Genomic DNA, 19,806 nt, shown 5'->3' on the forward strand with positions numbered 1-19,806 from the left:
GGGCGGGGCGGTTCGAAAATGCCGGGATACCGGGAGCGCACCCAGGGGCTCAGGTCTCCCCGTGCGCCGAAGTGCGGCGCTGGACCAGGACGGCGGCGACGATGATCGCGCCCTTGGCGATCTGCTGGACATCGCTCTGCAGATTGTTGAGCGCGAAGATGTTGGTGATGGTGGTGAAGACGAGGACGCCGAGTACGGAGCCGACGATGGTGCCGCGTCCGCCGCTGAGCAGGGTGCCGCCGATGATCGCCGCGGCGATGGCGTCGAGCTCGTACAAGTTGCCGTTGGTGTTCTGTCCCGAGCCGGACAGGATGATCAGCATGAAGGCCGCGATGCCGCAGCACAGCCCGGAGAGCAGATAGAGCTGGAGCCGCTGCCGCCGTACGTCGATGCCGGCCAGCCTGGCCGCCTCCGCGTTGCCGCCGACCGCGACCGTACGCCGTCCGAAGGTCGTGCGGTTCAGCACCAGCCAGCCGATGACGGTCACCGCGGCGAACATCATGACCAGGGGCGGGACGCCGAGGACGTACGAGTCGGGCAGGCCCAGGTCGAGGACCGATTTCACGGTGACGAGCTGGGTCCTGCCGTCGGTGATCTGGAGGGCGAGTCCGCGGGCCGAGGCGAGCATGGCCAGCGTCGCGATGAACGGCACCATCCGGCCATACGCGATGAGCAGCCCGTTCACCAGTCCGGCGCCGAGTCCGACGAGCACGGCGGTGAACAGGATTCCCGCGAAGCCGTACTCCTGGGTGGCGACCGTGGTCGCCCATACGGAGGCCAGCGCCACCATCGCACCGACCGACAGATCGATGCCGCCGCTGGTGATGACGAAGGTCATCCCGACGGTGACGACACCGATGACGGACGACTGGGTCAGGATCAGCTGAAGGTTCCCGGTGTCCAGGAAGGCGTCGGGTTCGGTGAATCCGCCGACGGCGATCAGTACGGCGAGCACACCGAGAAGCGAGAGGTTGCGGACGTCCGCGCGCAGGCCGAAGGCGCGCGTGGTGCCGTCCTCCTTGCGGGATCCGGAGACCGGGGCGGCGGCCCCCTTGTCCGGCGCGCCCTGCTGCGCCGAGGAGACGGGCTGCGTCATGACGTCGGGCTCCCTTCCATCACTAGGTCGAGTACGCGGTGCTCGTCGAGCTCCCGGGCGTCCGCCGTGTGCACGACGCGGCCCTCGCGGAGCACCAGCACCCGGTCGGCGAGGCCCAGCACTTCGGGCACCTCGCTGGAGACGAGCAGGACGGCGAGGCCCTCGTCGGCCAGCCGGCGGATCACGGCGTAGAGCTCGGCACGGGCGCCGACGTCCACACCGCGGGTCGGTTCGTCGAGCAGCAGGACCCGGCAGCCGCGCAGCAGCCAGCGGGCCAGGACGGCTTTCTGCTGATTGCCGCCGGACAGTGTGCGGACCGGGGTGTCCGGGTTGTCGGGGCGCAGGGAGAGCGCGCGGGTGGCGGTGCGGGCAGCCCGGCGCTCGGCCCGGCGGTCCATCCAGCCGGCCCGGGAGAAACGGGACATCGAGGAGACGGAGACATTGCGGGTGACGGATTCGAGCATCAGCAGGGCCTGCGCCTTGCGCTCCTCGGGCGCGAGGCCGATCCCGGCGGCGACGGCCGCGCGGACGCTGCCGGGCCGGAGCTGTCTGCCGGCCACGGTGACGTGTCCGGCGCTCGGTCTGCGGGCGCCGTAGACGGTCTCCAGGATCTCGGAGCGTCCCGAGCCGACGAGCCCGGCCAGACCGACGATCTCGCCGGGCCTCAACTCCAGGTCCACCGGGGCGAATTCTCCCTTCCGGGTCAGCCCCTGGACCTTCAGTACCGGCTCCGTCGCTGCCGGCCCCGTACCGTCCGTGGTGCGCGGCGGGAAGACGTACTCGACGTTGCGGCCGGTCATCATGGCAACGATGTCGCGCGTCGGTGTGGACTTGGCGGGCAGCCCCACGGCGACGGCGCGGCCGTCCTTGAGCACGGTCACCCGGTCGCCGATCCGTCGGATCTCCTCCAGGCGGTGCGAGATGTACACGACGGCGACACCGTCGGCGGTGAGGGCGGCGACGATGCGGAAGAGGTTGTCGACCTCGTCGGGGTCGAGCGCGGCCGACGGCTCGTCCATCACGATGAGCCGTACGTCGTGGGAGAGGGCCCGCGCCATGGAGACGATCTGCCGCTGGGCGGCGGACAGTTCGCCGACCGCCTGCGCCGGGTCGATCTCCGGGTGGCCGAGACGCTTCAGCAGCGCGGCGGCGGCCGTACGGCCCTCGCGGGTGCGGACGACGAAGCGGGCGGTGGTGGGTTCATGGCCGAGAAAGACGTTCTCGGCGACCGAGAGGCCCTCGACCAGGTCGAGTTCCTGGTAGATGGTGGCGATGCCCAGGCGCATCGCGGCGATGGGCGACTTGAGGGCGGTGGGTTCGCCGCGCCAGGTGATCTCGCCGCCGTCGGGCTGGTGGGCCCCGGCGAGCACCTTGATGAGGGTGGACTTGCCGGCGCCGTTCTGCCCGAGGAGACAGTGGACTTCGCCGGCCTGCACCTCCAGGTCCACGCCGTCGAGGGCGCGTACTCCGGGGAACGACTTGGTGATGCCGGACATGGTGAGCAGGGGTGGTTCTGGTGCCATGACGAATCCCCTCGGCGGGTGCGGCCGGTGAGCGGGCAGGGCTGTACCAGGTGCGGTGGTGCGGGTGTTCCGGGGCTTCCGGTACTTCGGTGGGTCGGTGCGTACCTAGGTGCTGGTGTGGGCTGCCTATGCGCTGCCGGCCCGGTGTCAGGCCGGTGAGAACAGGTGGTCGCTGATGAGCCGGGCCGCGCCGATCACTCCGGCGGCCGGTCCCAACTCGCCCAGCACGATGGGGAGATTGCCGGTGGCCAGCGGCAGCGACTGCCGGTAGACCTGGGTCCGGACGCTGGCGAGGAGGGTGTGCCCGAGGCCGGTCACACCGCCGCCGATCACCACCAGGCCGGGATTGAAGAAGCTGACGAGTCCCGCGATGACCTGGCCGACCCGGTTGCCGCCTTCGCGGATCAGGTCGAGCGAGGTGGTGTCGCCCGCGGCCGCGGCGGCGGCCACATCGGCGGCGGTGAGCTGCCCGGCCGACTCCAGCCGGCCCGCGAGCTCCGCCGACTGCCCGGCGCGCGCCGCGTCCTCGGCGTCGCGGGCGAGCGCGGCACCACTGAAGTGGGCCTCCAGGCATCCCCGGTTGCCACAGGCGCAGGCGCGCCCTTCGGGTTCGACCTGGATGTGGCCGATGTCTCCGGCGCTGCCCGTCGTGCCGCGGTGGACCTCGCCGCCGACGACGATGCCGCAGCCGATGCCGGTGCCGATCTTGACGCAGAGGAAGTCGCCGACCGAGCGCGCCACGCCCGCGTGCTGCTCCCCCATGGCCATCAGGTTCACATCGTTGTCGACCATGACGGGGCAGCCCAGCTCCTGGCTGAGCGCCTCGCGGACCGGGAAGCCGTCCCAGCCGGGCATGATCGGGGGTGCGACCGGCACGCCTTCGGGGAACCGGACCGGGCCCGGCACGCCGATGCCCGCACCGTCGAAGCCTTCGGCGAGGCCGGAGGCCCGGAGCTTGGCCGCCAAGGCCAGCACCTGCTCGAAGACGGCGACGGGCCCCTCGCGTACGTCCATGGGGTGGTTGAGGTGGCCCAGGACCTCCAACTCGGCGTTGGTGACTGCCACATCGACGGATGTGGCACCGATGTCGACGCCGAGGAAGCGCAGCTGCGGAGCGAGCCGGATGTTGTGCGAGCGACGCCCTCCGCGGGATGCGGCGAGTCCGTCGGCCACGACAAGTCCGGTCTCCAGCAGCCTGTCCACCTCGACGGCGAGCTTGGAGCGGGAGAGATCGACCTGATCCCCCAGCTGTGCCCGTGAGTTGGGCCCGCCGTCGCGCAACAGCCGGAGCAGTCGCGCCTGATGCGCATTCGCGGGTCGTGCCGTCATACGTCTCACGCGCCCCTCCCCGCCGCATCGGCCTGTCCGTCGGGCTTTCGAGGGGAACGTAGCAGCGGTTGCCGGGAGTGGGAAGAAGTTGCGCAGGAATCCACTACAACTTTCTCCACACCGAGGACAAAGCCGTTCGTCCGGCCGGCGTCGGCGATGAGTGCCGTGGAACGGACCGAGCAGGAGTCAGCGGTGCCTGAACGGGCCGTCCAGCGCCGCCCATTGGAGCAGCATGATGGTCTTGGCATCGGCGATGGCCCCGTCGCGGACCATGCAGAGGGCCTCCTCGAAGGGGAGCTCCACGGTCTCGATGTCCTCCCCCTCGGCCGCGATCCCGTGCCCACCGGTGGTTTCGGTCGTCGAGCGGTAAGGGGCGGCGAAGAAGTGCAGGCGTTCGGTGACCGAGCCGGGGCTCATGTAGACGTCGAAGACACGCTCGGGGGTGCCGACGACATGCCCGGTCTCCTCGGCCGCTTCCCTGCGGATGGCCTCCTCGGGGCTGTCGCCGTCGAGCAGCCCGGCGGCGGTCTCGATCAGCATCCCGTCGTGGTGCCCGTTGACGTAGGCGGGCAGCCGGAACTGACGGGTCAGCAGAACGGCGCGGCGGTCGGGGTGGTAGAGCAGGATCGTGGCACCGTCGCCCCGGTCGTACGTCTCCCGCTGCTGCCGGCTCCAGTGACCGTCGCCGTGCTGGTAGTCGAAGGTCGTTCTGCGCAGGACGTACCAGTCGCAGGACAGCACCTCCACATCCGTGATCCGCACCCGTGGATTGCCGGTCAGGTCGCGCCCCTGCCGGTCCAGGCCGGTGCGTCCGCGCCGGTCGGGGGTGTCCAGTCCTGCGGTCATGGTGTGCGCTCCTCGTGATGGATCCGGTTCAGGCCAGGACGGTCCGGACGCCCGCGTCGCGCAGGGCCGCCAGCGTCAGCGGGCCGTTGGGGTGGGTGGCGGCGTCCCGGGCCGCACTGTCGGTGACGAACGCGTCCACCGCACCCACGGCGGCGACCTGGCTGAACGCGCGCACCCCGAGCTTGGTGGCGTCCGCGACGGCGATGGTCCGGTCCGATTGTGCGAGCGCGGCCTGTTTGACGGCCGCGTCGTCGAGCGAGAACTCCGACCAGCCGTACTCGGCGTGCACACCGCCGATGGACAGTACGAAGCAGTCGAAGGCCAGCGCTTCGATGGTGCGCAGGGCCAGCGGGCCGACCAGCGAACGTTCGCCGGGACGCGACCGGCCGCCGACGACCAGCAGTTCGATTCCGGGCCGGTCCGCCAGGCGGGCAGCGGCCTGAAGGCTGAGCACCGCCACCGTCAAGGGCGCCCGTGCGGCCAGATGCTCGGCGACGTGCACGGTGGTGGTTCCCGCGTCGAGAAGCACCCGCGATCCCGGCTCGACCATCGCGGCGACGGCCGCACCGAGCCGGTCCTTCGTCGCGGCCTGCCACGGCTCACGGGCCGAGAAGCCCGCGCCCTCCTCCCGTGCGCGGGTGGCGACCGCACCGCCGTGCACCCTGCGCACCAGCCCCTGCCGCTCCAGCGCGTCGAGGTCCCGGCGGACGGTCATTTCGGAGACCCCGAGGCGGTGGGAGAGCTCCGACACGGAAACCCGGTCGGAGCCCTGCACCAATCGCAGGGTCAGGTCCAGACGATTGGCGACACCCATGACCCATTTCTAACACAGCAATGTTCGTTTGAACATCCAGATGTGTGAATACGCGAGCGCCATCAGTACGGCCCGGTGACACGAAACGCGGAAGGACGGTGCGCAACGCGGAGAACGGTGCACAACGCGCGGAAGGGCCGGGGCTCGAAGCCCCGGCCCTTCCGGCACCGGCCAACCGGCCGCGCCTCAGCTCTCTTCGCGCTGGTGGTACGTCCTGCGCGTGTGTTCCGTGTGCGCCCGCATGATCTCCGTGGCCCGCTGCCCGTCGCGCGAGGAGATCGCCGCGATGAGCGAGCGGTGCTCGATCCAGGACTGGGTGCCGCGTTGGCGGGCCACCGGGGTGTAGTACCAGCGGACCCGGCGGTCGACCTGCCCGGCGAGCTCGGAGAGGACGGCATTGCCCGCGAGTTCCATGACCTTGGCGTGGAAGGCCGCGTTGGTGGCGACCGCCAGGTCCACGTCGTCGTCGGCGACCGCCCGCTCGCCCTCGGCGCAGAGTTCCTCCAGGGCGGCGATGCCGGCGGTGCCCGAGTTGGCCGCGGCAAGGCGGGCGGCCTCGGCCTCCAGCAGGGTGCGGACCGACAGCAGCTGGTCCGCCTCCTCCTCGGTGGGTTCGTGGACGAACGCGCCCTGGGCAGGCCGGAGATCGACCCAGCCCTCGGTGTTCAGCCGCTGCAACGCCTCCCGCACCGGCTGCCTGGACACCCCGAGATGACCGGCCAGTTCACTCTCGACCAGGTGCTGACCGGGACGGAGCGCACGCGTCGTGATGAGTTCGAGCAGCGTCTCGTACACGCGCTCGCGCAGCGGACCGGGCCGTTCCAGCTTCGGCACAGCTCCTTGCGGCAGTCCTGTGGACAACATCGCGGTCCCCCTCCGGGCGACGAGCAATTGCTTATCGTCTACAGTCTACCGAGCACAACGCCCCTCAGGGGCAGCGGATCACCTGGCCCGCGTACGAGAGATTCCCGCCGAAGCCGAAAAGCAGCACCGGCGCGCCGCTGTGGACCTCGCCGCGCTCCACCAGCTTCGACAGGGCCATCGGGATGGAGGCCGCGGACGTGTTGCCGGAATCCACGACGTCCCGGGCGATGACCGCGTTCACCGCGCCGATCTTCCTGGCGACGGGTTCGATGATCCTCAGATTGGCCTGATGCAGCACGACCGCGGCCAGGTCCTCGGGGGCGACCCCGGCTTTCTCGCACACCTTGCGGGCGATGGGCGGCAGTTGCGTGGTGGCCCACCTGTATACGGACTGCCCCTCCTGCGCGAAACGCGGGGGCGTCCCCTCGATCCGTACCGCGTTGCCCATCTCCGGCAACGAGCCCCACAGAACGGGGCCGATCCCGGGCCGGTCGCCGCCGTCCGGGTCGGCGACGACGACCGCCGCGCCGGCTCCGTCACCGAGCAGGACACAGGTGCTGCGGTCGGTCCAGTCCGCGATGTCCGCCATCTTGTCGGCACCGATGACGAGGACGCGCTCGGCCGCGCCCGCCCGGATCGCGTGGTCGGCGGTGGCGAGGGCGTGGGTGAATCCGGAGCAGACCACGTTGATGTCCATCACCGCGGGCGAACCCATACCGAGCCGGGCGGCCACCCGCGCCGACATGCTCGGCGAACGGTCGATCGCCGTGGAGGTGGCGACCAGCACCAGATCGACTTCGGCGGGCTGCAGCCCCGCCGCGGCGAGCGCCTTGGCCCCCGCGTGCGAGGCCATCTCGTCCACCGGCTCGTCAGGGCCTCCGACGTGGCGGGTCTTGATGCCGACGCGACTGGTGATCCACTCGTCACTGGTGTCGACCATGGCCGCCAGATCGTCGTTGGTGAGCACCTTGGCGGGCTGATAGTGGCCGAGCGCCACGACACGTGAGCCGGTCATGTACGGGATCCCCTCGCTACGTATGGCAGGAACCATCCAGTCTTGGTCGCTACCGACCGGTACAGGGGCACGTGTTCCCACAGGAATAGCACGCGGTCGTTGGAGGCTTGACGACAGCCTTGACTGCACAGAAAGGCATACTGTAGACAATACTGTGCGTATTCGGCATCGCCTTCGGTTCCGTCGTCCGACGGCAACCCTGCGTGAACTGCTGGCCCCGGCCGGCCTCCGGAGCGTCTGCGGGTGGTGCTGCCCGGTGGCGTGGCAGGAGGCTTCAAGCGCCCCGACCAGCCCGGCGCCCCCCTGGCCTTCGAGCGAGCACGGACGGACGGGACCTGGGACGAACAGGCCCGGACGGAAACCACGACCCTCGGCGCGCACTGCGATGCCGGCTGCAATGTCACACTCCGCGTACAGGACAATGTGATCGTCGAGGTCGCCACTCCGCACGACAACCCGGTGACCCACGGCAGCCTCCGCATCAAGGGCCGGTTCGGCTTCCACCACGTACAGAATCGGGTTCAACCGCTATGGGACGCGTCACCGAGCGCCGCCGCACCATCCGCATCCGGGACGGGGCCGTCTCCACGCGCCCCGACACGCTCGTCGCCGAGGAGCCCCTGGAGATCCGGCTGAACGGCAAGCCGCTCGCCATCACGATGCGCACACCGGGCGACGACTTCGCACTGGCGGCGGGCTTCCTGGTGAGCGAGGGCGTGATCGGTGACGGCTCCGAGGTGCGCTCGATCGTCTACTGCGCCGGGGCCACGGCGGACGGCGCGAACACGTACAACGTGGTGGATGTGAAGCTCGCGCCCGGCGTCGCGGTCCCCGACATCACGCTCGAACGCAACGTGTACACCACGTCGTCCTGCGGGCTGTGCGGCAAGGCGAGCCTCGACGCGGTACGCACCACGACCCGGCATCCGATCGCCGACGCTCCCCCGGTCCGGGTCGAACCCGCCCTGCTCGCCGCCCTCCCCGACCGGCTGCGGGCCGCGCAACAGGTCTTCGACCGGACCGGCGGTCTGCACGCGGCGGCCCTGTTCTCCGAGAGGGGCGAGCTGCTCGACATCCGGGAGGACGTCGGCCGGCACAACGCGGTCGACAAGCTGGTCGGCCGTGCCCTCACCGACGGCCGGCTGCCACTGTCCCGGGCGATTCTGCTGGTGTCGGGGCGGGCCTCCTTCGAGCTGGCCCAGAAGGCGGTGATGGCCGGGATCCCGCTGCTCGCCGCGGTTTCGGCACCGTCGTCCCTCGCCGTGGATCTGGCCGCCGAGACCGGACTGACCCTGGTCGGTTTTCTGCGGGGCCCGTCCATGAACGTGTACGCGGGTGAGCACCGCATCGCTCTGGAGGCGGCGCCCGGCGAGGGCTGAGGCGCCCCGCCGTCTGCACAGAGGCGGGGCCGGCCGACGGGAGCGATCCCTGCGTCGGCCGGCCCCGCCCCCGGGCGGGTCTCCGGGGCGGCGGCCCGCCCCGGAGTCCCTCTCAGCTCACCGCGGCCGGTTCCCGCGACACCGCGCCGTTCTCCCGGTTCTCCACCTGCGGGTCGCGCGAGCGGCGCTTGGCGATCACCGCGCACACCATCAGCTGCATCTGGTGGAAGAGCATCAGCGGCAGCACGGCGAGGGACGCCTGCGCCCCGAACAGGACGCTCGCCATCGGCAGCCCGGCGGCCAGGCTCTTCTTCGAGCCGGCGAACTGGATGGCGATCCGGTCCTCCCGGTCGAAGCCCAGCCGCTTCGACCCGTACCAGGTCAGCGTGAGCAGCAGGGCGAGCAGCAGCGCTTCGGCGCCGGCCAGCGCGCCGAGCCTCGCCGGGGTGACCTGGTGCCAGATGCCCGCGACCATGCCCTCGCTGAACGCCGTGTAGACGACGAGCAGGATCGAGCCGCGGTCGACATGGCCGAGGACCTTCTTGTGGCGGGTGATGAAGCCGCCGATCCAGCGGCGCAGCAGCTGCCCCGCGACGAACGGCAGCAGCAGCTGGACGCCGATCTTCAGAAGCGCGTCCGCCGAGAATCCGCCGCCGCTGTTGCCGAGCAGCGCCGCGGCGAGCAACGGGGTGAGGAAGATCCCGGCGACCGAGGAGAAGGAGCCCGCGCAGATCGCCGCGGGCACATTGCCGCGCGCGATCGAGGTGAAGGCGATCGACGACTGGATGGTCGAGGGGACGAGGCAGAGGAAGAGGAAGCCGCTGTAGAGCTGCGGGGTCAGGACGTACGGCACCAGTCCCCTGCCCGCCAGCCCGAGCAGCGGAAAGGCGACGAACGTGCAGACCAGCACGGTGAGGTGGAGCCGCCAGTGCCTGAGGCCGTCGAGTGCCTCGACGGTGGAGAGGCGGGCGCCGTACAGGAAGAAGAGCAGGGCGACCGCTCCGGTCGACGCGCCGCCCGCCACATCCGCGACGGGTCCGGACGCCGGCAGTATCGCCGCCAGTACGACCGTGCCGATCAGCGCCATGATGTACGGGTCGATCGGCAGCCAGGACGGCAGTTTCAGGGTGCGGCGGCTCATCTGCTCCACATGTTCTCTTGATTCCGGTCGTGCCCTCCCCATCCTGCTCTCGATCAAGGCGATCGGGAATCCCGCATACCGCTTTCACTGTCATCGCGGTCCGCGATAGCCTGGCCCCATGTACGACCCCGTGCAGCTCCGTACCTTTCTCGCCGTCGCCCAGACCCTGAGCTTCACGCAGGCCGCCCGCCGGCTGGGGGTGCGGCAGTCCACGGTGAGCCAGCATGTACGGCGTCTGGAGGACGCGGCGGGGCGGCAGTTGTTCACCCGGGACACGCACCGGGTCGATCTCACCGTGGACGGTGAGGCGATGCTCGGTTTCGCCCGGACGATACTCGAGGCCCACGAGCGGGCGGCGGCCTTCTTCACCGGCACGCGGTTGCGCGGGCGTCTGCGGTTCGGGGCCTCCGAGGATTTCGTACTGACCCGGCTGCCGGAGATCCTGGAGTCGTTCCGCCGCGACCACCCGGAGGTCGAGCTGGAGCTGACGGTGGAGCTCTCCGGGACACTGCACCAGCAACTGGCGGCGGGCCGGCTCGATCTGGTGCTCGCCAAGCGGCGCGTCGGCGACACGCACGGGGAACTTGTCTGGCAGGACGCGCTGACCTGGATCGGCGCGCCACGACTGCGGATCGACCCGGACCGTCCGGTTCCGCTGGTGCTCTTCCCGCCGCCGGGCATCACCCGGGCCCGCGCCCTCGAAGTCCTGGAGGAGCAGGGCCGGCCCTGGCGGGTCGCCTGTACGAGCTCCAGTCTGAACGGGCTGATCGCGGCGGCCCGCGCGGGGCTGGGCGTGATGGCCCACAGCCGTGGGCTGATCCCGCCGGGTCTGGCGCCGGTGCCGGCCAGAGCGGGGCTGCCGGAGCTGGGCGATGTGGACTTCGTCCTGCTGCACGGCCGTCGCCGGAACGCGGCGCAGGAGGCCGCGGACGCCCTGGCGGCGGCGATCCTGGCGGGCGGCGACCGGCTGATCCGGGGCGTCGGCGCGATCGGTTCGCTCAGCGGCCGGAACGGCGCATGACCGCACGCCCGTAAGGGAAGGGCGCACCGAAGCCCCGGCGCCGGTACCGCACCGCAGCCCCGGCGCGGTACCGCGCACCGAAGCCCCGGCGCCGGTTCCGCGCCCGCCCCGTCCGGTCCGGGGTGAGCCTGCCCGTTCGCGGACCGGTACCCCCGCGACCGCCCGGACCGGGAGTGGCCTCGGCGTACAGATTCGGTGGAGATTCCGGCGTGGGCCGCTTACTCCGCGGTCTCAGCCGCGCCCGAGCCTTGCCCATCTGGCCGGATTTCGGTGGCCGACCTGTGCCTGTGGCCACGCGGTCCGCCGGTACGGGGCCCTCCCGCCGCGCCGTTCGTTGGGGTAGCGTCACGGCGCTGTGCGGAGCGCCACAAGGAGCAGGTCATTGCGCGAGTTCACTGTCCCACCCATGGCGGCCGCGCCCCTCGTAGGCGGGCTGGCCGATGTGGTGTTCGACTACGCCGAGGAGGATCCGGACCGGGTCGCACTCGGCCGAAAAGACGCGAGCGGACGCTGGCGGGACGTCACTGCGGCGATGTTCCGCGACGAGGTGCTGGCGCTCGCCAAGGGGCTGATCGCGCACGGCGTCAGATTCGGCGACCGGGTGGCCCTGATGTCGCGCACGCGCTACGAGTGGACGCTCTTCGACTTCGCGCTGTGGACGGTCGGCGCCCAGTCCGTGCCGGTCTATCCGACGTCCTCGGCCGAGCAGGTCCGCTGGATGCTCCACGACGCCGAGGTGTCCGCCGTCATGGTCGAGCACGAGGACCACGCGATGACGCTCGCGTCGGTCATCGGCCGGCTGCCCGGACTCAAGCGGCTCTGGCAGCTGGACGCCGACGCCGTGACCGAGCTGTTCGACGCGGGCGCCCAGGTCGAGGACGAGGTGGTGCACCGCCACCGGCGCGCGGTGACGCCCGAGTCGGTGGCGACGATCATCTACACCTCGGGGACGACGGGACGTCCCAAGGGCTGTGTGATCACGCACGCGAACTTCATGTTCGAGACGGACACCATGGCCTCGCGCTGGGAGTCGGTCTTCCGCTCCAAGCCGGGCGACGAGGCGGCCACCCTCCTCTTCCTGCCGCTGGCGCACGTGTTCGGCCGGATGGTGGAGCTCGCCGCGGTCCGCGGCCGGGTGAAGCTGGGCCATCAGCCGGAGCTGTCCGCGAAGGCCCTGATGCCGGACCTGGTGTCGTTCCGGCCGACGTTCATCCTGGCGGTGCCGTACATCCTCGAGAAGGTCTTCAACGCCGCCCGGCGCAAGGCGGAGGCGGAGGGCCGGGTCGGGCCGTTCGACAGGGCCGTGGACATCGCGGTGAACTACGCCGAGGCGATGGAGGCGCGCGCGTTCGGGACCGGTCCGGGGCCGTCCGCCGGGCTGCGGATGCAGCACCAGTTCTTCGACAAGGTCGTGTACCGGAAGGTGCGCGAGGCGATGGGCGGCCGGATCCGGCACGCCATGTCCGGCGGTTCGGGGATGGAGCGGCGGCTCGGGCTGTTCTTCGCGGGCGCGGGCGTCACGGTGTACGAGGGGTACGGGCTGACCGAGTCGACCGCGGCGGCCACCGCCAATCCGCCGGAGCGCACCCGGTACGGCACGGTCGGGCAGCCGATCCCCGGCACGACCGTGCACATCGCCGAGGACGGCGAGGTATGGGTGCACGGCGCCCATGTGTTCGCGGGCTACCTCGGCGACCCGCGGGCCACCGACGCCGTGCTGCGCGAGGGCTGGCTGTCCACCGGGGATCTGGGCACACTCGACGAGGACGGCTATCTGACGATCACCGGGCGGAAGAAGGAGGTCCTGGTGACCTCGGGCGGCAAGACCGTGTCGCCGACCGGCCTGGAGGAACGGGTGCGGGCCCATCCGCTGGTCGCCCAGTGCATCGTGGTCGGCAACGACCGGCCGTACATCGCCGCGCTGGTCACGGTCGACCAGGAATCGGTGGACCACTGGCTCGCCATGCAGGGGCGGGCGCCCATGCCTCCGGAGGAGCTGGTGCGGAACCCCGACCTGGAGCTGGAGGTCCGGCGGGCGGTGGTCGCCGCCAATACGGCGGTGTCGCAGGCCGAGTCGATCCGTACGTTCCGGATCCTGGCGCATCCGTTCAGCGAGGAACACGGTCTGCTCACGCCGTCGCTGAAGCTGAAGCGGAAGGCGATCGAGACGGCGTACGCGGAGGAGGTCGATGCGCTGTACCGCTGAGGCACGGGCGGCCGTGCCTCAGCGGCAGGGCGCGTACTACGTGATCGAGATGCGGAACAGCTTGTCCGAGCCGTCCGGTTCGTTCCCCTTGTTGTCGCAGTTGGTGGTGGAGAGCCAGAGCTGGTCCTGGCCGGGAACCTTGGTGACCGTGCGCAGCCGTCCGTACGTGCCGACGTAGTACGCGGTCGGCGTGCCGAGGTTCTCGGTGTCACCGCTGATCGGCACCCGCCACAGCCTCTCGCCCTTCAGCGCGGCCATGTAGATGACGTTGCGGACGATGGCGATCCCGCTGGGCGAGGCCTCGGAGACGGTCCAGGTCTTCTTCGGGTCGGTCATGCCGGTGGTGGAGCAGGCGCCCTCGCAGATGGGCCAGCCGTAGTTCTTGCCCGGCTTGATGAGATTGAGCTCGTCCTTCTTGCTGTCGCCGAACTCCGCTTCCCACAGGCGGCCGTTGCGGTCGAAGGCGAGGCCCTGCGGGTTGCGGTGGCCGTAGCTGTAGACGTAGTTGCCGAACGGGTTGCCGGGGGCGGGCTTGCCGTCCGTCGTCATCCGCAGGATCTTGCCGTTCAGCGAGTTCTTGTCCTGGGCGAGGTCGGGGGTCTGGGCCTCGCCGGTCGACGCGTACAGGTAGCCGTCGGGGCCGAACGCGAGCCGTCCGCCGTTGTGGTACCTGCTCTTCTTGATCCCCTGGAGCAGGACCGTGTATCCGCCGAGCGAGCTGCCGTCGTACGTCATACGGGCGACGCGGTTGCCCTCCGACGCGGTGTGCATGAAGTACACGTAGTGGTTGGTGGACCACTTGGGGTCGACGGCGACCCCCAGCAGACCACCCTCACCGTCGGTCGTGACCGCGTTGGGCACGGTGCCGACCTGGGTCCTGGTGCCGCCGGAGGTGACCTTGAAGACCTTGAAGCTGTCCCGTTCGGTCGTCAGCGCGGTCTTGCCGTCGGGCATCCAGTAGGTGCCCCACGGGATGGACCAGCCGGTGGAGACGGTGGCGATGCCCGACGGCACGCCTCCGTCGGTGGCGCAGGCCGGGGTGGTGAAGGCGACCGTGTTACTGGGTGGCGAGGCGTTGCCCGCCGCGTCCTTGGCGACGATGTCGAGGGAGTACGGGCTGGCGCAGGCGAGCCCGGTGAGGGTGGCCGTGGTGGCCGGCGGGGTGCCGGTGACGGTCTTGTAGACGGTGCTGCCGCTGCGCACCTCGTAGGCGGTGACGGCCTTGTCGTCGGTCGAAGCCCCCCAGTCCAGGACGACGCTGTTGGCGGTGAGGCCCGAGGCGGACAGGGTGCCGGGGGCGGAGGGCGCGGTGGTGTCGGAGCTGCGCAGGGTGGTGCAGTCCACGACGGGGCTGACCGACGACACGTTGCCGGCCGCGTCACGTGCGAACACGGTGATGTTGTACGTGGTACCGGGGGTGAGCCCGGTCAGGTTCTTCGCCGTGGCGGTGCCCGCCGCCTCGGCGAGCTTGTTGCCGTGTTCGTAGATGTCGTAGGCGGCGACGCCCACGTCGTCCGTCGCGGCGCCCCAGTTCAGTGTGAGGCCGTCCTCGGTGATCGCGGAGCAGCTGGGCTGTCCGGGTGCGGTGGGCGCCTCGGTGTCCGAGGAGGTGACGGTGAAGTCGATGTAGTCGAGGTTGGGCAGTCCGTCGGCCGTCGTGGACGTCAGCCGGATCTTGTTGCTGCCCGCCGCGACGGGCGCGGTGAGGGTGGAGGTGGCCCAGGTGTTCCAGTCGGTGGTGGCCTTGAAGGCGCGGGCGGCCGAGACGACCGTGCCGCCCACGGCGATGTCTGCGGGCCTGGTGGCCTCCGTGCCGTTGGAGTACCGGATGGCGATCTGCCCGGTCCCCGCGGAGGCAGCGGTGACGGTGAACTCCACATAGCTGCCGGTGACGTTGTCTCCGTTGACGAAGCCGGTCCCGGAGTAGCCGGAGTGGTTGGACTCGGCGGCGCCCTTGACGATGGTCGCGGACTCCGCCTCGTACCGGGTGGCGGCCGCGGAGGCGGATTGCGGGACCGCCTGCACCAGGGCGGTGCAGAGCAGCACGACGGCGAGGGCGGCCGTTCTGCTCCGTAACGCGGTGAGCGTTCTGACCTTCATCTGAACCTCCGTCAGGGAACCCAGTAGTTACCGGATGCGACGATCATCGACTGCAGTTGGACGCTGCCGCCGTAGTAGAGCTGCGGGTCGATCGAGGTGGTGGCCAGCTTGTTCCAGAGAGCGTCGAGCCAGGCCTGGGATCCGGAGTCGGTCAGCGCGGTCACGGCGAACGGGGCGGTGAACGCCATGTCGTCGCCGCTGTCGAAGGACGTGCCGTTGAGGTGGTAGCCGGTGACGATCTTGTCCGGGTTGCCACCGGTCTTCGACTTGATCCAGGAGTTGAGCTTGCGCGCCGAGGCGAGCGAGGCGGCGTCCCCGCTGGTGACGGCGTCGGCCCCGATGCGCCACGGGTCGCGGCAGGCGTTCCAGGAGTAGTCGCCGTCGTTGGGCCCTTCGAGCACCTCGCCCGCGGCCGGCTTGGGCGTGGTGTTGGTGTTGACGACGAAGTCCGCCAGCAGACCGGTGCCGGCAGCGTACTTGGACTGCTGGGAGGTGATCAGGTTCTGGTGGGCCGTGCGCACGGTGTCCCAGGTGCCGTCGCCCGTCGCCTTCTTGAAGGCACGGAAGTGGTCGATCATCCAGTCCGAGGAGCGGGTCATCCAGTAGTGGGACTCGCCGGAGTCCGACCAGTCACCGAGCAGCATGAGGTGGGTGGTCGGGTTGACCTCGCTCTTCTTGACTGCGTTGATGTGCTTGACCGCGAGATCCTTGTAGTTGTACGTGCCGGTGGAGCCCCACTGCCTGTCGGCGAGCAGCAGCCCGTAGGCGACGTCGAGGTCCCCGTCGGTCGCCGAGTCGGAGCCGTCGACACTCTTGCAGGAGGTGTCCTGCTCGGCGGCGAGAAGGTTGGCGTTGTTGACCGAGGGGTGCGCGAGCATGTACTTCACCATGCCGTCGAAGACGGTCTTCGCCTCCGGGTCGGCGCCCGCCATCGTCGCGGTGACGACCATGCCATAGCCCTGGGCCTCGGCGACGTAGGGGTGGTCGGCGTCCGGCGAGATGACCTCGTACCAGCCGTTGCCGCAGTTCTTCCGGACGAACGCGGACTTCCAGGCGTTGTACGTCTTGATCACTGCCTGGTCGAGCGCGGACTGTGCGCCCGACGGCTTCAACGTCCCTGCGGCGTAGGGGAACTGGTGGCTGCCGAACGGCACCGCGGGACCGCCGGTCGCGGGGACACCGGTTTCGAGGTAGTCGAGGTTGGGGCCGCCGTTCGCCGTGGTCGCGGTGGCCCGGACGGTGTTGGATCCGGATACGAGTGGGGCGGGAACGGTCTTCGTCACCCAGGTGTCCCAGGAGCCGGTCCCGTTGAACGAGACCGAGGAGGCGACGACCTTGCCGTTGACGCTGATGTCCATCGGGCGGTCGGTGGCGGTGCCGTTGGCGTAGCGGATGGCGAGCGAGGTGCTGCCCGCGGTGGCGTCCACCGTGAACTCCACGGATGATCCGGCGGTGTTGGTGTAGTCGACGAAGCCGGTGCCGGAGTAGCCGGTGTGGTTCGTCGCCACGGCCGCCTGGGAAAGTGTGGCGCCCTCCGCCTCGTAGCGGTTGGCCGCCGCGGCCGCGGGCGGTGCGGCGAGCAGGGGCAGCAGCAGTCCGGCGGCGGCGAGTGCCGTGCCGCCGAGGGTCGGTTTGCTCGTGGTGGTGCGCATCGGACCTCCTCAGCCCTTGTACTGGACGACGATCCTGGTGAAGTCGTACGGGGACTGGGACACTCCGCTGCAGGCGTCCGCGTCGCCGCCGGAGCCGCAGGCGCGGTCCCGGTTGACGGACCAGAAGGCGTAGCGCGCGATGTGGTGCTGCCGCGCGTAGCCGAGGATCGTTCTGAAGTCGGTGGTGGTGACGGTCTCGTCCGACTCGTCGGTCCTTCCGTTCATCGAGGAGACCCCGATGTGCCGGTAGGCCGCGTCGTCGCTGTAGTGGTAGGCGCTCTTGACGGCGGCCTTCAGCCCGTCGAGTGCGCTGACCGTGGCCGCGCCCATGGTGCCGCTGTGCCCGCCGAAGTCGAAGGGCATGATGACCCAGCCGTCGTTGTCGAGCCCCGCGGCGGCTCCCCGTTCGATGAGGTCCTTGCCGTCGGCGTCGGGGCCGGTCGGGGTGGTCCCCATGGTCACGTAGGTCACGATGCCCGGGTTCTTGGTCTTGACGATCTTCAGGGCGTCGACCACCCGCTGCCGCACGGTGGCCTTGGAGAACTCGGTGTCCTCGATGTCGATGTCCAGCGCCTTGAGGTGGTAGGCGTCGATCACCTTCTGATAGGCCCCGGCCAGCGCGGCGGCGCTGGAACACTTCTCGCCGAGCTTGTTTCCGCTCCAGCCGCCCGCCGAGACGACGATGTCGCCGCCGGCTGCCCGGATGGAGTCGATGGCGGCCTGGTCCGAGCCGCCGGTCAGCGCCCGGTCGCCGTCCCATTTCGGGTTGCAGGTGCCGTCCGACAGAATGAAGGCGAGTGTGAACCACTTCACGCCCGTCGCCGCCATCACCTCGGTCGGCTTCTGCGGGTTTCCCCAGCCCAGGTACTCGTAGGGGGCCGCGGCCATCGATCCGGGGCCGGCGGCCTCGGCGGGCGGGGCGCCGGCACCCGTACCGCCGGTGTCCGAGGCGGCGGTGGCCTTGGGAATCTGGGCGAGCAGAGGCAGAAAAAGGCAGCTGAGGCCGGCGAGGACGGCCACGGTACGGCGTGGGGGGCGATCAGCGTGCACAGGGGCTCCCTTCGGATCGACATTAGGAAAGGTTCCTAACCATCACTGCATGGGATTCCCTGGAGAACGATCTGTCAATGCTCCGCGCGGGCCCAAATATCAAGGCCCGTACGTGAGTTCGCAGGATTTCGGACAGGTCGGGCACGGACCGGCGGCATCGAGGCACGATCGGGGCGGAACCGAATGCGGCCGATGCCCGGCCGGGGCCCCGCCGGGCCGGACCGGCGGCGGGGGCGGACACCGGCCCGTCGGGGAATGCATCGCACCCGCTGATCGTTGACCTTGAGAATCCCAACCGACGACGTAAGGATCGACCGCTCGTGAGCAAGGTCCCCTCCATCACCCTCAACAACGGCGTCGAGATGCCGCAGCTCGGTTTCGGTGTCTGGCAGGTGCCCGACGACGAGGCCGCGCGGGCGGTCGCGACGGCCATCGAGTCCGGGTACCGGAGCATCGACACCGCCGCGATCTACGAGAACGAGGAGGGCACCGGCAGGGCCGTCGCAGCCTCCGGTGTCGCCCGCGAAGAGCTCTTCGTCACGACGAAGCTGTGGAACGCCGATCAGGGCTACGACTCCACCCTGCGCGCCTTCGACGCCTCGCTCGACAAGCTGGGCCTGGACTACGTCGATCTGTACCTGATCCACTGGCCCGTGCCGGCCAAGGACGCGTACGTCGACACGTACAAGGCCTTCGAGAAGATCTGTTCCGACGGCCGCGCGAAGGCCATCGGTGTCTCGAACTTCCTCCCCGAGCACCTGGAGCGGCTGCTCGGCGAGACCTCCGTGGTCCCGGTGATCAACCAGATCGAGCTCCACCCGCAGCTCCAGCAGGCCGAGTCGCGCGCCTTCCACGCCAAGCACGGCATCGCGACCGAGGCCTGGTCCCCGCTGGGCCAGGGCAAGGGGCTCCTGGAGGTGCCGACGGTCGTCGCGATCGCCCGGAAGCACGGCCGCACACCGGCCCAGGTGGTGCTCCGCTGGCACATCCAGACCGGCAACGTGGTGATCCCGAAGTCGGTGACGCCGTCCCGGATCGTGGAGAACCTCGATGTGTTCGGCTTCGAGCTGGACGCCGACGACCTGGCCGCGTTCGCCGCGCTGGACGAGGGCAAGCGCCTCGGTCCGAACCCCGGCGAGTTCAACCTCGGCGCCTGAGCCGCGTCACCGCAGCGTTGACACACCCGGACTGCCGCCCGGCTGCCCGGCCGGGCGGCGGTCCGCTCCACGGGAAGGAGCCGGAACATGAACGGGGACACCGCGCCCGTGGTCGCGGCGGGTCGGTACCGGCTGCGCAACGTGGGCAGCGGTCTGCTGCTGGAGGTGTACGGCTCCGCCAAGGGCGGCGGCGCCCCGGCGCGGCAGGGCGAGGAAACCGGTGCGGCGGCCCAGCACTGGCAGCTCTCACCCGTGCACGAGGGCGCGGCGCTGTACCACCTGGTCAACGTCCACAGCGGCAAGCGCCTGGACGTCGCCAACGCCTCCACCGAGAACGGCGCCGCGATCCAGCAGTGGCGGGCCAACAACTACGGCGCCCAGGAATGGCTGATCGAGCGGCATCTGGAGACGCCGGGGGTGGTGACGCTGGTCAGCTTCGTCAGCGGGCTCGTCCTTGAGGTCGCCGGCGGCAGCACAGCCGCCGGCGCCCGGGTCCAGCAGTGGGAGGACACCGACTCCCCCGGCCAGTGGTGGCAGTTGGAGCGGGTACCGGACCCTTCCGGAGCGCAGCCCGGCGGGGGCCGCTCCGGGGGCCGTGGATGACGGTGCGGAT

The 19,806-nt window shown here is 70.3% G+C and carries 16 protein-coding genes and 1 pseudogene; 6 read left to right on the plus strand and 11 right to left on the minus strand.

What is annotated here, in order from left to right:
• Positions 1–49: 49 nt before the first annotated feature.
• The 7 genes from ACIOMQ_RS23765 to ACIOMQ_RS23795 all read right to left on the minus strand — a co-directional run bounded on the left by ACIOMQ_RS23765 (position 50) and on the right by ACIOMQ_RS23795 (position 7,487).
• Positions 50–1,096 (minus strand): ABC transporter permease, encoded by a 1,047-nt coding sequence (locus ACIOMQ_RS23765; protein ID WP_401756212.1) that lies wholly within the window; start codon positions 1,094–1,096, stop codon positions 50–52.
• Positions 1,093–2,619 (minus strand): sugar ABC transporter ATP-binding protein, encoded by a 1,527-nt coding sequence (locus tag ACIOMQ_RS23770; protein ID WP_362196595.1) that lies wholly within the window; start codon positions 2,617–2,619, stop codon positions 1,093–1,095. Before ACIOMQ_RS23770 ends, ACIOMQ_RS23765 begins: the two co-directional genes overlap by 4 nt.
• Before the next feature lie 147 nt (positions 2,620–2,766).
• A complete protein-coding gene (locus ACIOMQ_RS23775; protein ID WP_362197123.1) occupies positions 2,767–3,948 on the minus strand; it encodes an ROK family transcriptional regulator in 1,182 nt (393 codons plus the stop codon).
• Between the two features lie 186 nt (positions 3,949–4,134).
• Entirely contained in the window at positions 4,135–4,794 is a 660-nt protein-coding gene (locus ACIOMQ_RS23780) for an NUDIX domain-containing protein (RefSeq protein WP_401265755.1), read from the minus strand.
• A gap of 28 nt (positions 4,795–4,822) precedes the next feature.
• Positions 4,823–5,608 (minus strand): DeoR/GlpR family DNA-binding transcription regulator, encoded by a 786-nt coding sequence (locus ACIOMQ_RS23785; RefSeq protein WP_362196601.1) that lies wholly within the window; start codon positions 5,606–5,608, stop codon positions 4,823–4,825.
• 186 nt (positions 5,609–5,794) lie between these two features.
• Positions 5,795–6,472, minus strand: a complete 678-nt coding sequence (locus ACIOMQ_RS23790) for a GntR family transcriptional regulator (protein ID WP_401265758.1) — start codon at positions 6,470–6,472, stop codon at positions 5,795–5,797.
• Between the two features lie 64 nt (positions 6,473–6,536).
• Positions 6,537–7,487, minus strand: coding sequence for a beta-ketoacyl-ACP synthase III (locus ACIOMQ_RS23795; RefSeq protein ID WP_362196608.1), 951 nt, complete (start codon positions 7,485–7,487; stop codon positions 6,537–6,539).
• A 321-nt stretch (positions 7,488–7,808) separates the two neighbouring features.
• On the opposite strand from ACIOMQ_RS23795, the pseudogene ACIOMQ_RS23800 reads away from it, so the two are divergent.
• Positions 7,809–8,006 (plus strand): annotated as a pseudogene (locus ACIOMQ_RS23800) (Fe-S-binding domain-containing protein); the annotation flags it as partial.
• 11 nt (positions 8,007–8,017) lie between these two features.
• Entirely contained in the window at positions 8,018–8,866 is an 849-nt protein-coding gene (fdhD, locus tag ACIOMQ_RS23805) for a formate dehydrogenase accessory sulfurtransferase FdhD (RefSeq protein WP_362196610.1), read from the plus strand.
• A 112-nt stretch (positions 8,867–8,978) separates the two neighbouring features.
• On the opposite strand, the gene ACIOMQ_RS23810 is transcribed toward fdhD, so the two are convergent.
• Positions 8,979–10,007, minus strand: a complete 1,029-nt coding sequence (locus ACIOMQ_RS23810; RefSeq protein ID WP_362196613.1) for a bile acid:sodium symporter family protein — start codon at positions 10,005–10,007, stop codon at positions 8,979–8,981.
• A 118-nt stretch (positions 10,008–10,125) separates the two neighbouring features.
• Here ACIOMQ_RS23810 and ACIOMQ_RS23815 point away from each other — a divergent pair, with 118 nt between their 5' ends.
• Together ACIOMQ_RS23815 and ACIOMQ_RS23820 are read left to right on the plus strand one after the other, a co-directional pair.
• Entirely contained in the window at positions 10,126–11,028 is a 903-nt protein-coding gene (locus ACIOMQ_RS23815; protein WP_362196616.1) for a LysR substrate-binding domain-containing protein, read from the plus strand.
• 406 nt (positions 11,029–11,434) lie between these two features.
• Positions 11,435–13,234: an AMP-dependent synthetase/ligase gene (locus ACIOMQ_RS23820; protein ID WP_401941781.1), complete on the plus strand. Its 1,800-nt coding sequence runs from the start codon at positions 11,435–11,437 to the stop codon at positions 13,232–13,234.
• A 36-nt stretch (positions 13,235–13,270) separates the two neighbouring features.
• Here ACIOMQ_RS23820 and ACIOMQ_RS23825 read toward each other — a convergent pair whose 3' ends face one another.
• The 3 genes from ACIOMQ_RS23825 to ACIOMQ_RS23835 are packed head-to-tail and all read right to left on the minus strand — an operon-like array spanning position 13,271 to position 18,036.
• Complete coding sequence (locus tag ACIOMQ_RS23825; RefSeq protein WP_402190218.1) at positions 13,271–15,334, minus strand: PQQ-dependent sugar dehydrogenase; 2,064 nt, start codon at positions 15,332–15,334, stop codon at positions 13,271–13,273.
• A gap of 11 nt (positions 15,335–15,345) precedes the next feature.
• A complete protein-coding gene (locus ACIOMQ_RS23830; RefSeq protein WP_362196625.1) occupies positions 15,346–16,986 on the minus strand; it encodes a glycosyl hydrolase family 8 in 1,641 nt (546 codons plus the stop codon).
• A 9-nt stretch (positions 16,987–16,995) separates the two neighbouring features.
• Positions 16,996–18,036: a chitinase gene (locus ACIOMQ_RS23835; protein WP_401941790.1), complete on the minus strand. Its 1,041-nt coding sequence runs from the start codon at positions 18,034–18,036 to the stop codon at positions 16,996–16,998.
• Between the two features lie 320 nt (positions 18,037–18,356).
• On the opposite strand from ACIOMQ_RS23835, the gene ACIOMQ_RS23840 reads away from it, so the two are divergent.
• Both ACIOMQ_RS23840 and ACIOMQ_RS23845 read left to right on the plus strand, forming a co-directional pair.
• Positions 18,357–19,193, plus strand: coding sequence for an aldo/keto reductase (locus ACIOMQ_RS23840; RefSeq protein ID WP_362196631.1), 837 nt, complete (start codon positions 18,357–18,359; stop codon positions 19,191–19,193).
• A gap of 87 nt (positions 19,194–19,280) precedes the next feature.
• Positions 19,281–19,796: an RICIN domain-containing protein gene (locus ACIOMQ_RS23845; protein ID WP_401941795.1), complete on the plus strand. Its 516-nt coding sequence runs from the start codon at positions 19,281–19,283 to the stop codon at positions 19,794–19,796.
• The last annotated feature ends 10 nt before the right edge of the window (positions 19,797–19,806 follow it).

Source organism: Streptomyces sp. NPDC087845, assembly GCF_044742755.1.
Taxonomy (GTDB): domain Bacteria; phylum Actinomycetota; class Actinomycetes; order Streptomycetales; family Streptomycetaceae; genus Streptomyces.

What these genes read in the sequence shown, in the direction of transcription:
- ACIOMQ_RS23765 (WP_401756212.1), bottom strand. Translation starts at nt 1,096, where the DNA reads ATGACGCAGCCCGTCTCCTCGGCGCAGCAGGGCGCGCCGGACAAGGGG.
- ACIOMQ_RS23770 (WP_362196595.1), bottom strand. Translation starts at nt 2,619, where the DNA reads ATGGCACCAGAACCACCCCTGCTCACCATGTCCGGCATCACCAAGTCG.
- ACIOMQ_RS23775 (WP_362197123.1), bottom strand. Translation starts at nt 3,948, where the DNA reads ATGACGGCACGACCCGCGAATGCGCATCAGGCGCGACTGCTCCGGCTG.
- ACIOMQ_RS23780 (WP_401265755.1), bottom strand. Translation starts at nt 4,794, where the DNA reads ATGACCGCAGGACTGGACACCCCCGACCGGCGCGGACGCACCGGCCTG.
- ACIOMQ_RS23785 (WP_362196601.1), bottom strand. Translation starts at nt 5,608, where the DNA reads ATGGGTGTCGCCAATCGTCTGGACCTGACCCTGCGATTGGTGCAGGGC.
- ACIOMQ_RS23790 (WP_401265758.1), bottom strand. Translation starts at nt 6,472, where the DNA reads ATGTTGTCCACAGGACTGCCGCAAGGAGCTGTGCCGAAGCTGGAACGG.
- ACIOMQ_RS23795 (WP_362196608.1), bottom strand. Translation starts at nt 7,487, where the DNA reads ATGACCGGCTCACGTGTCGTGGCGCTCGGCCACTATCAGCCCGCCAAG.
- fdhD (WP_362196610.1), top strand. Translation starts at nt 8,018, where the DNA reads ATGGGACGCGTCACCGAGCGCCGCCGCACCATCCGCATCCGGGACGGG.
- ACIOMQ_RS23810 (WP_362196613.1), bottom strand. Translation starts at nt 10,007, where the DNA reads ATGAGCCGCCGCACCCTGAAACTGCCGTCCTGGCTGCCGATCGACCCG.
- ACIOMQ_RS23815 (WP_362196616.1), top strand. Translation starts at nt 10,126, where the DNA reads ATGTACGACCCCGTGCAGCTCCGTACCTTTCTCGCCGTCGCCCAGACC.
- ACIOMQ_RS23820 (WP_401941781.1), top strand. Translation starts at nt 11,435, where the DNA reads ATGGCGGCCGCGCCCCTCGTAGGCGGGCTGGCCGATGTGGTGTTCGAC.
- ACIOMQ_RS23825 (WP_402190218.1), bottom strand. Translation starts at nt 15,334, where the DNA reads ATGAAGGTCAGAACGCTCACCGCGTTACGGAGCAGAACGGCCGCCCTC.
- ACIOMQ_RS23830 (WP_362196625.1), bottom strand. Translation starts at nt 16,986, where the DNA reads ATGCGCACCACCACGAGCAAACCGACCCTCGGCGGCACGGCACTCGCC.
- ACIOMQ_RS23845 (WP_401941795.1), top strand. Translation starts at nt 19,281, where the DNA reads ATGAACGGGGACACCGCGCCCGTGGTCGCGGCGGGTCGGTACCGGCTG.